The organism is Methyloradius palustris (assembly GCF_019703875.1).
Classification (GTDB): Bacteria; Pseudomonadota; Gammaproteobacteria; order Burkholderiales; family Methylophilaceae; genus Methyloradius; species Methyloradius palustris.
In genome coordinates, this window is the sequence record NZ_AP024110.1 from 1,213,542 (window position 1) to 1,226,162 (window position 12,621).

Below are 12,621 nucleotides of genomic sequence, written 5' to 3' on the forward strand. Positions count from 1 at the left end.
TTATTATAGTTGAAGTGAATAATGGATAAAATTAACAAAGTAGTATTAGCATATTCAGGTGGCCTTGATACATCAGTCATTCTTAAGTGGCTACAGGATGTTTACCAATGTGAGGTAGTGACTTTTACTGCCGATATTGGCCAAGGTGAAGAGCTTGAACCAGCGCGTGAAAAAGCTAAAAAATTTGGCGTAAAAGAAATCTATATTGATGATTTACGCGAAGAGTTCGTGCGTGATTTCGTGTTTCCTATGTTCCGTGCGAACACGGTGTATGAGGGCGAATATTTACTCGGTACTTCCATTGCGCGCCCGCTGATTGCTAAACGATTAATTGAAATTGCGGCAGAGACTAATGCTGATGCAGTTTCGCACGGCGCCACTGGTAAGGGTAATGACCAGGTACGTTTTGAGTTAGGCGCTTATGCACTTAACTCTAATATCAAGATTATCGCGCCATGGCGTGAGTGGGATCTGCTCAGCCGTGAGAAATTGCTGGCGTATGCTGAAACCAATGGCATTCCTGTGGAAATGAAACACAAGCAAGGTGGCAGCCCATATTCTATGGATGCAAACTTGTTGCACATTTCTTTCGAAGGCCGCCATCTGGAAAACCCTGCCGCGGAAGCTGAAGAAGACATGTGGCGCTGGACGGTTTCACCTGAAAAAGCACCAGATGCCGCTGAGTACTTGGATATTGAATACCGAAATGGCGACCCAGTTGCATTAAACGGACAGGAAATGAAGCCACACGAATTGTTAGCTCAGCTTAACAAGCTCGGTGGTAAGCACGGTATTGGTCGCCTGGATCTGGTTGAAAACCGCTATGTGGGCATGAAGTCGCGTGGCTGTTATGAAACCCCAGGCGGTACGATCATGTTGAAGGCACATCGCGCAATTGAGTCTATTACGCTAGATCGCGAAGTCGCACACCTTAAAGATGACCTCATGCCGCGCTACGCTAGCATGATTTATAACGGATATTGGTGGAGCCCTGAACGTGCAGTGCTTCAAACCCTAATAGATAACACTCAAACGACCGTGAATGGTTGGGTGCGCTTGAAGTTGTATAAAGGCAACGTCATCGTCACTGGCCGTGATAGTGCAACGGATTCATTATTCGATCCAAACATCGCGACTTTTGAAGATGATAAAGGCGCTTATGACCAAAAAGATGCAGGTGGTTTTATCAAGCTGAATGCGCTGCGTATGCGCATTGCAGCGAATTTACGTAACAGAACCAAATAAGCAGTGTGCATTGCTAGCCTTGTTGGTATTGGCTTGCCTAGATATTATTGGGCAAATATTTAGCATTAATATTGCGGTCTTAGCCTAGCTGGCTAAGGCAGCATCTCAATCTGCACATCCCTGCTAGCACTGCGTCCTTTATCGTCTACAACGGTTAGATTGTGCCATCCTGATGTACTTGGCCTCCAAGGCTTGCCCCCACTATTCGCTGCTACATTTCCCAAGTAGTCTTTATCCGAAAACCAGTACAACAACCTTGCATCGCCGCTGGCGGTGGCTTGCAGGGCGATGGTTTCGTCGAGCCTCGAAAGCCGTAAGGTATAGCTGACTGAGCTCAGTGGTGAGGTAATGTGGGGTATATCGCCTTCCGTGTTTTGCGCATCGCTCCCGCAATGTGCAGTGGGTGGCGCCCGACGCGGCATGCCAGCCTCGCGGAACAGCCGCATCATGTCCGAAGGCCAGAATTCGAATATCTCCTGATGTGTGCTAGAACTGTCGTAAGGCGTGCAGGCAGCCTGGCCGGTCAGGTTGTTTATCATTACAGGTCTATGCAGCGTGCTGACCTTGATGGGGGATTTACCGGGGATGAACCAGGTAGATGCCAGCTGCGGGCACCAGGCATTGGGCAGGTCACCGCTGGCGGCGCACACGCTGACATGCTTTAAGGTGCGCGGTGGCAAGCGCACAGGGTCATGCTCAGTAGGCATGGTGATGGGCAGCGCATCGGTGATGCGAAAGAACAAGGGCGCGGCCGCTTCTATGCCGACGAATGCGGGGTTGGAAGCACCATCGAAATTACCTATCCATACCGCCAGCACATACGGCCCGGTCACGCCTACCGTCCACGCATCGCGGAATCCCCACGAGGTGCCGGTTTTCCACATGGTGGCCCAGCTACGGCCATTGGCGGCGGGGATGCCATCCGGGCGTGGGTTGGCGGCCAGCATGTCTAGCACTAGGTAGCTTGCTTCCGGGCTGATGAGTTGCATACCGGGCAAACTCTTGCTTGCTTCTTCATTAGCCAGATAGCGCAAGGGTTTGAGCTGCCCTTGATTCGCCAGCATGGTGTAGAGCGTGGCGAGCTCTTCCAAGGTCACTTCGCCACCACCTAATACCAGCGCCAGGCCATAGTGGTCTTCGGATTGCAGTTTAGTGATACCCGCATTTTTCATGAAGTCATACAGACTGGGTTGCTTGAGCTTGCTGGCGAGATACACTGCAGGGATATTACGGCTACGGATCAGCGCATCACGCGCCGTCACCGGGCCCACAAAACGCCCATCGAAATTCTCCGGCTGAAAAGGGCCGAAAGCCGTGGGTGCATCCTTGAGGATGGTCAATGGATGGATCAGTCCCTGATCCAGCGCCATGCCGTAGATGAAGGGTTTGAGCGTGGAACCGGGCGAGCGTTTACCCTGCGAACCGTTTACCTGGCCGTCGATCGAGGCATTGCCGAAATCGGCCGAGCCTTGTAGCGCAACGACCTGCTGGTTGCGCGTATCGACCAGCATGGCGACGGCATTGCGTATCCCGCGTGCGCTGTTTTGCGCCACGTATTGCTTCACTTGGCGCTGCAACAGCGCTTGCAAGCGAGGTTGCAAGGTGGTCTGGATAGTGCGGCTGTGAGTTGAGGAGGAATCCTGGTTATCCGCCAGCACCTGATCGACAAAATGTGGCGCGGCAAATGGCAGCTGATTCAGGCTGCGTAGAGGTACTGCCACATGCGCCAACTGTTCATCCGTCATACTACTAGGGTGGCTGGCTTTCCAGCGTTCAAATAAGCGCATTCTGGCCTGATCGAGCGAGCTGGTCTGGCTGGCATGGTGTTTGGGGCGCTGCGGAATGACTGCCAGCGTCAGCGCTTCCGGCATGGTCAACTTGTCTGCGGTCTTGCCAAAATAGATCAGGCTCGCAGCGCCCACCCCCTGGATATTACGGCCATACGGCGCCAAGTTTAAATAGGCCTCCAGAATGTCATGCTTGCTATAGCGAGCCTCCAGCCAAAGCGCTAGTGCCACCTGCTTGAACTTGCCACTCGGCGAGCGCGTATTCAAGCCATACACCAGCCGTGCCAGCTGCATGGTCAATGTCGAACCGCCCTGGCGGTTGCCCCCAGAGTAAGTCTGCCAAGCCCCGCGCAGCAAGGCTAAAGGGTTGACGCCGATATGCCAGTAAAACCACTGATCCTCCTGCAACTTAACGGCATCAATCAGCGTAGGCGACATCTGCTTGAGCGGCACCCACAGACGATATTGCTCATCAGCCGCGAGGGTTAGCCTGAGTAAAGAACCATCTGCTGCTAGTACCGCGGTGGAAGAGGGGGCGTAGGAGGAGAGTTGTGTATGCGGGAGGAAACGGATTATGAGTAATACGCCAACAAGAAATAATGCTTTAAGAAGATTTTTTCTTGGTTTTATATGCCACATATGTGTACAAAAGAATAAAAAGTTGCAGTTAGAAATCGCATATCTACTCTACCCAAACTAATTCCCTAGCCATTTCATTGTTGCGGCACTTACCAATTCGTAGGTGCAGTGCATACATATAATTTAATTCACTCAAGAAAGCTTTGAGTTTCCTAATATCGTAACTTGAATCAATTGTGGATGAGCCTTTTTTCATTTCAATAACTAATAAGTTACGGTCTTTTGTCCCGCGTTGATGAATAATGATGTCAGGAAAAACAGTCACTGCTTCGATATCATCATCAACAATAGCCATTCTTTCAGGTAACTGAAGACGTTTAACATCGAAGCCATCTCTGTTGTACTCACAGTCAACATCGTAATCAGGTAGTTCTGACATTAAATGAATTGCAAGCCGATGGGACATGCTTCGCTCACTGGAATCAATATCAAGAAGATATGCATCCAACTCAAAGAGTTTATCGAGTGCCCGGTTTATACAAATTTCTAATTCTTGTTTGGTCATTTAGCTATACAGCCTTAAGGCTTTGTAATCTCCAACTTACCACCAGCCCCACGCCCCTGTAGCTTGCGGTCATACATGCCCTCGGCAAACGGGGCAGGTATCTGGAATTTCCCAGCGTTAGTCGCCCTTACTCGATACACAAAGCTGCCGATATTCCGGCCTAGTGTGCCGTAGAGCACCACGCGGTCTTCGCGTATATCGGCGTATTCGGGTTGCCAGGTAGTGTAGTTGGCTTCGCCAAGCGGGGCTTGCCAAGTAGAGACATTGGCAGTTTCTCCGGTGCCTTCGCTGTAGCCTTCTTCGCCCTCGTTATATTGAGGGGTTTCTGTCGGTGTGCTTTCCGCACGGACATTGAGCACGGGCTCGATGCCGCCGGGCAGGATATCGACGATGGCGATTTGCGAGGCGTTGTCCCTGTCTGTGCTGCGGAAACTCAGCTTGACCAGGAACTCTTCGCCTACCTTGGCACTGACCAGCGGCTTGCCGTCTATCGTCGTGAATTCGCGCGAGATTTCCAGGCCATCGGAGCGCTTTTCTGTGGGCGGCGTTTTGTCATAGCCATTTTCTGAGAGCAGGTAGAAAGCGGGCAGGTCACTCTGTTTGCCAAATTGCAGCTTGGCCGCGTTGATTGAGACATTGCCTGTTTTGACGATGCCACCGGTAAGTGGCAGTGCGGTGCTGGTGCCGCCTTTGGTCAGCTCGGTGATGGTGAGCTTGTCAGCATCGTTACCGCCTGCCCTGGCATAGGCGTCAAAGCCCATGATGAGGTAAGCCGCTGAGAGCGAGTTGTAGCGGGTTTCCGAGACGGTCTCGCCCAGTTTGACCAGGACTTTTTCCGGGATGCCTTTAACCTTATCTGCGAAATGGCGCGAGATCAGGTAGATCATCTGTGCATCCTGCACAGTAGGGTCAAAATAGAAGTCATCTGCGGAATATGACTCGGTATCGCGATTCCATTTTTTGAGCGAGGCCCAATCCACCTGCTTGAGCAGCTTGGCTGCCAGTGCATCCTGCTGCATCAGCTTGTAGCTAGCTGCTAGGTAGCCTGCGGTGAGGTCTTGCGGCCATTGCTTGCTGTAGCGCTCATCTAGCTCTTTTTGCAGGGTCGCCAGCATGCCGCTGGTGACAATGCCCTGACGCGTGAGCAGGTAGATGGCATAGGCGCGGTTACGCACGCCGGAGAGGCCATTGCTGCCGCCCACGGCGTATTGCTGCAGCCATTGGTTGGCGCTGTTGAGCATGTCGGCAGGCACGGCCATGCCGCGGTCTTTGGCTTCCAGCAGGTAGTGGATAGCGTAGATGGAAGCGAAAGGCGATACCTGCATATTGGCCGACCACAAGCCAAAGCTGCCATCCTCGTTCTGGCGCTCGCGCAGGGTTTGCACCACTTTCTGCAAGTCGCCGCGCGTGACGGCAATATCCTGCTGGCTATTGAGCAGCAGGGCAGGGATGCCCTTGCTCACTAGCTGCTCCGTGCACGAGTACTGGTAGTTGCCCAGATAGCTGCTCAGGCCCTGTGCCCACACCAGCGGCGTGGTGGAGATACCAGCTTCTACCTTGCGCTTTTCTGCGTACAGGCTGCGGTTGATGTCCTGCGTCTTGCTGTCGCCGCTGAACTGGCCTGCGGTCAATAATGTTCTGAACGGCACGGCAGGGCGGATGCCCACTGTGTCGCTCGCCTTGCCCTGTTTGTCGCCAGTCGTCGCCACAAACTTGAGGTCGGCCGAACCCAGCACGTCGTTGGCACGGATACGGAACTCGGCTACGGCTTCCTGCTGTGGCGCGATATCCAGCGTCACTTTCTGCGCGGAAACCACAGCCAGCGCCTTGCTTGGCGCCATGCTCAGGCTCACAGGCGCTTTACCGCCGGCACCTCGCAGATTATTGAACACGCTGACGCTGACCATGAACTCATCGCCCGGCGATACGCTGACGGGAACATTTGGCGAAAGAATCAGGTCGCCGCGTGACTCCACGCCGCCATCGAACACCCCGATACGACCGGATGTCACCGCCACTGCGTAGATGTGCAGTTTGCCGTTGAAGCTATCCGGCACCTGGTATTGCAGTGTTTTACCATTAGCGCCGACGTCGATGATGCCGGACCAGTAGGCCACTGGCGGCTGACGTTTTTTCTTGAATGGGTTGAGGTGGCGACCCAGCATGGCATCGCCATCACCGCCAGGCGCAGCGGCATTAAGCAGGCGCTGGAACTCCGGCAGTATCAAGTCAAGTATCTGCGTGGTGCCAACCTGTAGCGCACGTTTCTGGAAGAAGAAACCGATAGGGTCGGGCTGCTTATAGCGTGCTACTTGTAAAATTCCCTCATCCACCGCAAACACCACCACACGAGCGGGTGACTGCGTGGAGACTTTCATCTCCAGCATCTGGCCCGGTTTGATGATGTCCGGCATGACGACCTTGATGGGCTCGCGCCGCGCGTCCATATTCACCACGAACGGCACCACGCCATAAGACAGCGGGCTCATGAATATTTCGTCGGAAGTCGGGTCACGCACGAACTGCACTGATACGTAGCCGTTGCCTTCGAAATCCTTTGGCAACGTGATCTTCTGTACCGAGCTGGTGGTTGTGGTCTTAAACCAGACATGCTGGTACACCTTGTCACGCTCAATGGTGATCAGGCCAGCACCCACGTAAGGCGCACGGATGCTGATCTCCATGGTGTCACCCGCCGTGTAGTCGGCTTTGTTGAGCGATAGCTGCAGCTCAGCGTTGCGCTCCAGCGAACGTGACAGGTTAGCCTGGCCGGCCACACTGTATTCGATGCGGTTAAGCTCCGCGCCTTCTGCATTCTTCAGCACCAGTGCAAAGTCGCCCGGTTCGCTGGTATTCAGTGCCAGTTCGGCACCGCCTGCAGGCAAGGTGTAGGGCGTGCTTTCACGCACGGTTTCCTTCTTGCGAGATTCGTAGTGGTAAGTACCGTTGGCTTGTTTGACCAACACGGAGACGAACTTGCGCTCTATCCATAACTGGGTGAGTTTGTCAGCAGCTACAGGCTTGAGGCTGCTATCGATGGCCAGCCAGTTGCTGTTACGCGGTGTTTTGAGCGGAATGTAGTTGAGTGCGCCATCGGTTTTCACGCCGACCAGGTAAGGTGCGGCTGAGACCAGTGTGGCGGCTTCGGCCGCGACGCTGCGCCCGCCAGCGGCTTCGAATACCTTGGCAGATAAATATAGGCGATAGGTCGCACGTGCAAAGCGTTGCAGGTTAAGGTTGATCTCGGCTTCACCGTTGGTGTCGGTGGTGGCTATCGGTAGTTTTTCGTTGAATGGCTCTTTCAGCTTGAACCTATCCTGGAAGGTGTAATCCTTGTATTTGGCAAAGGCGGGCAGCGATGGCGTGAGCGTCATTTCGGCTTCCACGCGCCTGTCGTTGGCCGGGCTGCTGAACAGGTGCATGGCCTTGATACGCGCCTTGGCTTCTTCCGGCTTGATCCAGCCTTCTACCACGTGGTCAGCCAGCGTGGCGGTGACCTTGATGCGGTCAGGCTCGAAATCGCGCACCTTGAAGCTGGCGCTGCCGATCTGTTGCTGGCGCTGGTCGTTGGTGACCAGGTAGATACCGACCTGGTAATCACCAGTGGCGGAAGTCTCACGACTGGCAAAATCAAAGCTCTCAAAACCGCTGGGGCTGAGTTTGATGCGTTGTTTGTAAACCGGTAAACCGCGTGGGTCGGTCACTTCGGCTTCCAGCGGTACGCCATCCAGTTCGCCGCTCCAGTTGGCAGTGCGCGCGATCATGGCGATATGGGCAGTTTCGCCGGGGCGGTAGATGCCGCGGTCAGTAAACGCATAGGCCGATAGTTGCTGACCGGAGATGGCATTGTCGATGCCGCCGATATCGAAGCGCGACAGGTTGAGCTGGCGGTCGTAGCGGTTGATGGGCAGGAAGGACATGTCACTGTCTTTAGTGACCAGATACATGATGGCCTGCTTTTCGCGCTTGAGGTCCCGCAGGTGGTCGAAATGCACGTGGCCGGTGGCATCGGTGGTCTGCGACATGGCGGGTTCGCCGTTACGGCCGATCACGTCGACCTTGGCGTTGGCGACAGGCTGACCGGTGGCGATGGATTGCACGAATACATCCTGGCTGCCATCCACACCCTGCTTGGCGATGATGCCTATATCGGTGACCAGGATAAAGCGCGTGTCCGGCGTAGCATCGACTTCGTTATCCGGGTTTTTGGGGTCATAGCCTTGCAGCTTGATCATGAACACGCCGCCGCTATGGCTGGATTTTTCGCGCAGGTATTTGCCGAAATCCAGGCTGTCATAGCTGGGCTTGCCGAATTCGCTTTCAGCCAGTGGGCGTTTTTCCTCAAAGCGTTCGACCAGGGTATCGAGCACATCATCGTAAACATTGGGCTGCGCGAAGCCGCTGTAATTCTGGTCCACCAGGTGATGCAGCTGGTTGGGCAGCATACGACCTATCTCGATCTTCACGCCATTGAGGCCACGCGTCATATAACCCAGCTTGCGCTCACCGCTTAATGACAGCAGGGCGCCCTGTGATAACAGCTTGACGGCTTTAGGGTAAGGCTGGACTTCGATCACGGCCAGCGCGGGGTTGCGCGATACATAACCGCCAAAGGCCTGCAAGCCAGCATCTACCTTGATATAGAGGCGACGGCCTACTGGCGCCTTGAATTTATAGCTATGCAACGCTGAGTATTCATCTTCACCCGCGACTGACTTCAAATCCACGGGCGTGGCAGTTGCCAGGATGTCCTTGGTGACTTCGGTTTCATACCAGCGATAGGCTTCGGTGCGATTCGCTTCTTCTGTCTTTGGGTTGAATTCCGGTAACAACCAGGCATGCACTTTGCCCGCCAGTGCGGTATCGCTGATATTGGCGCTACTGCCCAGCAATAGAATCTGCTCGGGCTCAAAGCGTTCGTTATCCACCAGCGTCATGCTGATGTCATTGACTCTCAGGCTGTAGAGCCCCGGTACGGTAATGGCTTTGCTGATCTCGTTTTCAGTCTTGTTGCCGCCGCGTGTCGTGCGCACCCCTTTATCCAGCTTGACGGTGAGCTCGGTGTCTTCCTTGGGGATGGAGAGCGGGGCAGAGTGAATGTAAGCGTTGAGCTTGAGTTTGTCATAGCTCACGGTGAATTTTGGCGCTTCGCCCAATCCAAGGAAATCCAGCCCGCCACCCAGCTTGATGCTGATACGGGCTTTTAAGTCATCGGCATCCACGGGGTGGCTAAAATGTACAGTAGAGACCAGTTTCTTCAGGTTGGGGTCTATCGGGTCCTGGTAGAAATCAGCCTGCTGGAACTCGGCGCTGAAAGGGGCGGTACGGAATTCAACATCGTAATCGTCCAGTTTTACCTGCTCGGCCAGCAGCTTCTTTTTATCCATGCTGACATCAAACTTGGCATCTACCGGCCAGTCTGCCTTGGGACGGAATACCAGTGTTTTTTCATCATCCCATGCCCATTCGCCCGCAATCTTGGGGGAGAGCTTGATGCCCTCGGTGACAGGCTTGCCGATCAGGTTGACTGGCGCCACTGACTCCGCAAAGGCGATCTGGAATGGATAGACGATAGGCTTGTTGTTCTCGTCATAAATAGTGACGCTGGGTGGTTTGACTTCATAAGCGGTCAACACGGGCTTGGGTAGCTGCTGATACCAGTGCCAGCCGAAGTAGCCGCCTGCGACGACGATTAGCACTGGCAGAATAGTGCTCAGGGCACGTTTGCGCGTAGCGAATACCCAGCCTGCACCTTGTTTAAGCTTGTTTGCCGACCATACTGACCAACGTGGTGCCTGCCATGACAATGAGCCAAAAAGCTGCTTGAATATCCAGCCTAAAATCACCCTGAATATGCCTGTCACCTTGAGAATTAGGCTGGCTATAAGATTCCAGATGATAAGAAGGCGAGCTGGCATGAGTAATCCCCTGATGTGTTTTTGGTTTTGTGGTGATGCGTTGTGGATTATTGCCTGAAACTTTAATTGGTGGAATAGCAATCGGTGGAATGGGTAAAAAATGGTTCTCGCATAAGTTTTCTGGGATAATGCAGAGCTAAAGGCTTAATTTAGAGCCAAGGCGGATTTCAAAGCCAGTCTATTAAATAATGAAGTAACTAAAGATGTTTGGAGGAGTTGTCATGGCCCAGTTTGATAATGTTAGTGTCAAGAAAAAAGCAAATGTGTATTTCGATGGAAAATGTGTCAGCCACACCGTGCTGTTCCCGAACGGAACCCGTAGCACGATTGGTGTGATTTTCCCTAGCTCATTGACGTTTAACACGGCTGCGCCAGAGCTGATGGAAATCAATTCTGGTATATGCAAAGTGCGTTTGCATGGTGAAGAAGACTGGAAAGAATACAAAACAGGTGAAAAATTCACCGTCCCTGGTAATTCCAGTTTTGAGATTGTAACGTTGGAAACGCTGGATTACGTTTGCCATTTCGAGTAAACGATACACCCTAGTTTTAGACTTAAGGAACCAACATGCCATCTTTTGATATTTCATCTGAAGTCGATATGGTCGCGCTGAAAAACGCGATTGATGTAGTTGCGCGTCAAATTACCAATCGCTATGACTTCAAGGGCACCAGTGCTAATGCGGAGCTGAATGAAAAAGACAGCCTGATTACCTTGCACGGCGATTCTGATTTTCAGCTGGATCAGATTAAAGACATCTTATTGCCAGCGATGGAAAAAAAAGAAGCCGATAGCGCCAAACGTCTGGATCATCAGGATGTGCAGAAAATCTCTGGTAACAAGGTCAAGCAGGTTCTCAAAATTAAAGCGGGCATTGATACCGAGTTGGCCAAGAAAATCGTCAAACTGCTGAAAGATAGTGGTTTGAAAGTACAAGCCAGTATTCAAGGCGATACGGTGCGAGTGACTGGTGCAAAGCGCGATTTGCTGCAAGATGCAATTGCATTTACCAAGAAAAGCATCACGGATTTTCCTTTGCAGTTTGGTAATTTCAGGGATTGACCCCAAATAGAGTTACCTAATAAATAGGGTTCACCCAATAGGTTTTTAAAATGGCAAAAACGCTTTACGACAAATTATTCGATAGTCATGTGGTGTCCGAAGAAAATGGCACCGCGCTGATTTATATCGACCGTCATCTAGTGCATGAAGTCACCAGCCCACAAGCTTTTGAAGGCTTGAAGCTGGCTGGCCGCAAGGTATGGCGGGTCAATTCCATACTGGCCGTGCCTGACCATAATGTGCCAACCACTGATCGCAGTAGCGGCGTGGCTGGTATTGCAGACCCTATTTCACGTTTGCAGGTACAAACGCTGGATGAAAACTGTGTAGATTTTGGCGTGACCGAATTCAAGATGAATGATCACCGCCAAGGCATCGTTCACGTGATCGGCCCAGAGCAGGGCGCTACCTTGCCTGGCATGACGGTTGTTTGTGGTGACTCCCATACCAGCACACACGGCGCTTTCGCGGCTTTGGCACATGGTATCGGTACGTCAGAGGTTGAGCATGTGATGGCCACCCAGTGTTTGGTGCAAAAGAAATCTAAAGCCATGCAGATCAATGTGGAAGGCAAGCTTGGCAACGGCGTTACTGCCAAAGATATTGCTTTGGCCATTATCGGCAAGATAGGCACTGCAGGCGGTACAGGCTATGCGCTTGAGTTTGCGGGCTCAGCCATTCGCGATTTGAGTATGGAAGGTCGCATGACCTTGTGCAATATGGCCATTGAAGCTGGTGCGCGTGCAGGCATGGTGGCTGCTGACCAAACCACTTTCGATTACATCAAGGGGCGTCCATTTGCGCCTCAAGCCGATCAGTGGGAAGCCGCGTTAACGTATTGGCGTACTTTGCATAGTGATGAAGGTGCAAAGTTCGATGCGGTCGTTAACCTTGATGCAACAACTATATTGCCGCAAGTGACTTGGGGTACCTCGCCTGAAATGGTGATTGATATCAATGGCAGCGTGCCAGACCCACAAAACGCGCCTACTGAAGTACAGCGCCATGATTGGGAACGTGCTTTGAAATACATGGGCTTGAATGCAAACACGCCTATTGCCGATATCACGATCGACAAGGTGTTTATCGGTTCGTGTACCAATTCACGCATTGAAGATTTACGTGCCGCCGCCAACATCGTCAAAGGCAAGCATGTGGCGCCTAACGTCAAGTTAGCTTTAGTCGTGCCTGGCTCTGGCTTAGTGAAGTCGCAAGCTGAAGCTGAAGGCTTGGATAAGATATTCATCGATGCAGGTTTTGAATGGCGCGAGCCAGGCTGCTCGATGTGCCTTGCTATGAATGCCGATCGCTTAGAGCCGGGCGAACGCTGTGCCTCAACCTCAAACCGCAATTTTGAGGGGCGCCAAGGTCAGGGTGGGCGTACACATTTGGTGGGGCCAGAAATGGCTGCTGCTGCTGCCGTAGCGGGGCATTTCGTTGACGTAAGACAGTTAATCAATTGAG

7 protein-coding genes are annotated in these 12,621 nt (G+C 52.7%); 4 read left to right on the forward strand and 3 right to left on the reverse strand.

Annotation, left to right across the window (positions count from 1 at the left end):
- The first annotated feature begins 21 nt into the window (after positions 1-21).
- The gene (locus tag ZMTM_RS05835) at positions 22-1,245 is read left to right on the forward strand and encodes an argininosuccinate synthase (RefSeq protein WP_221765357.1); all 1,224 of its coding nucleotides are present in this window, start codon (positions 22-24) and stop codon (positions 1,243-1,245) included.
- A 92-nt stretch (positions 1,246-1,337) separates the two neighbouring features.
- Here ZMTM_RS05835 and pbpC read toward each other — a convergent pair whose 3' ends face one another.
- Genes pbpC through ZMTM_RS05850 form a run of 3 tightly spaced genes read right to left on the reverse strand, consistent with a single transcriptional unit; the run spans position 1,338 to position 10,094 of the window.
- Positions 1,338-3,671, reverse strand: coding sequence for a penicillin-binding protein 1C (gene pbpC, locus ZMTM_RS05840; protein WP_221765358.1), 2,334 nt, complete (start codon positions 3,669-3,671; stop codon positions 1,338-1,340).
- 43 nt (positions 3,672-3,714) lie between these two features.
- Entirely contained in the window at positions 3,715-4,176 is a 462-nt protein-coding gene (locus ZMTM_RS05845) for a hypothetical protein (protein WP_221765359.1), read from the reverse strand.
- A gap of 14 nt (positions 4,177-4,190) precedes the next feature.
- Positions 4,191-10,094 carry an alpha-2-macroglobulin family protein gene (locus ZMTM_RS05850; protein ID WP_221765360.1) on the reverse strand — a complete coding sequence of 1,968 codons (5,904 nt, stop codon included), beginning with the start codon at positions 10,092-10,094 and terminating at the stop codon, positions 4,191-4,193.
- 221 nt (positions 10,095-10,315) lie between these two features.
- Here ZMTM_RS05850 and ppnP point away from each other — a divergent pair, with 221 nt between their 5' ends.
- From ppnP to leuC, 3 genes are read left to right on the forward strand one after another with little or no spacing between them, the layout of a single operon-like run.
- Positions 10,316-10,627, forward strand: a complete 312-nt coding sequence (gene ppnP / locus ZMTM_RS05855; RefSeq protein WP_221765361.1) for a pyrimidine/purine nucleoside phosphorylase — start codon at positions 10,316-10,318, stop codon at positions 10,625-10,627.
- A gap of 35 nt (positions 10,628-10,662) precedes the next feature.
- Positions 10,663-11,157, forward strand: a complete 495-nt coding sequence (locus tag ZMTM_RS05860; protein WP_221765362.1) for a YajQ family cyclic di-GMP-binding protein — start codon at positions 10,663-10,665, stop codon at positions 11,155-11,157.
- A 50-nt stretch (positions 11,158-11,207) separates the two neighbouring features.
- Positions 11,208-12,620 carry a 3-isopropylmalate dehydratase large subunit gene (leuC, locus tag ZMTM_RS05865; RefSeq protein ID WP_221765363.1) on the forward strand — a complete coding sequence of 471 codons (1,413 nt, stop codon included), beginning with the start codon at positions 11,208-11,210 and terminating at the stop codon, positions 12,618-12,620.
- Position 12,621 lies beyond the last annotated feature (1 nt).

Excerpts from the sequence above, each read along its gene's own strand:
- leuC (WP_221765363.1), top strand. The coding sequence starts at position 11,208 with ATGGCAAAAACGCTTTACGACAAATTATTCGATAGTCATGTGGTGTCC.
- pbpC (WP_221765358.1), bottom strand. The coding sequence starts at position 3,671 with ATGTGGCATATAAAACCAAGAAAAAATCTTCTTAAAGCATTATTTCTT.
- ZMTM_RS05850 (WP_221765360.1), bottom strand. The coding sequence starts at position 10,094 with ATGCCAGCTCGCCTTCTTATCATCTGGAATCTTATAGCCAGCCTAATT.
- ZMTM_RS05835 (WP_221765357.1), top strand. The coding sequence starts at position 22 with ATGGATAAAATTAACAAAGTAGTATTAGCATATTCAGGTGGCCTTGAT.
- ZMTM_RS05845 (WP_221765359.1), bottom strand. The coding sequence starts at position 4,176 with ATGACCAAACAAGAATTAGAAATTTGTATAAACCGGGCACTCGATAAA.
- ppnP (WP_221765361.1), top strand. The coding sequence starts at position 10,316 with ATGGCCCAGTTTGATAATGTTAGTGTCAAGAAAAAAGCAAATGTGTAT.
- ZMTM_RS05860 (WP_221765362.1), top strand. The coding sequence starts at position 10,663 with ATGCCATCTTTTGATATTTCATCTGAAGTCGATATGGTCGCGCTGAAA.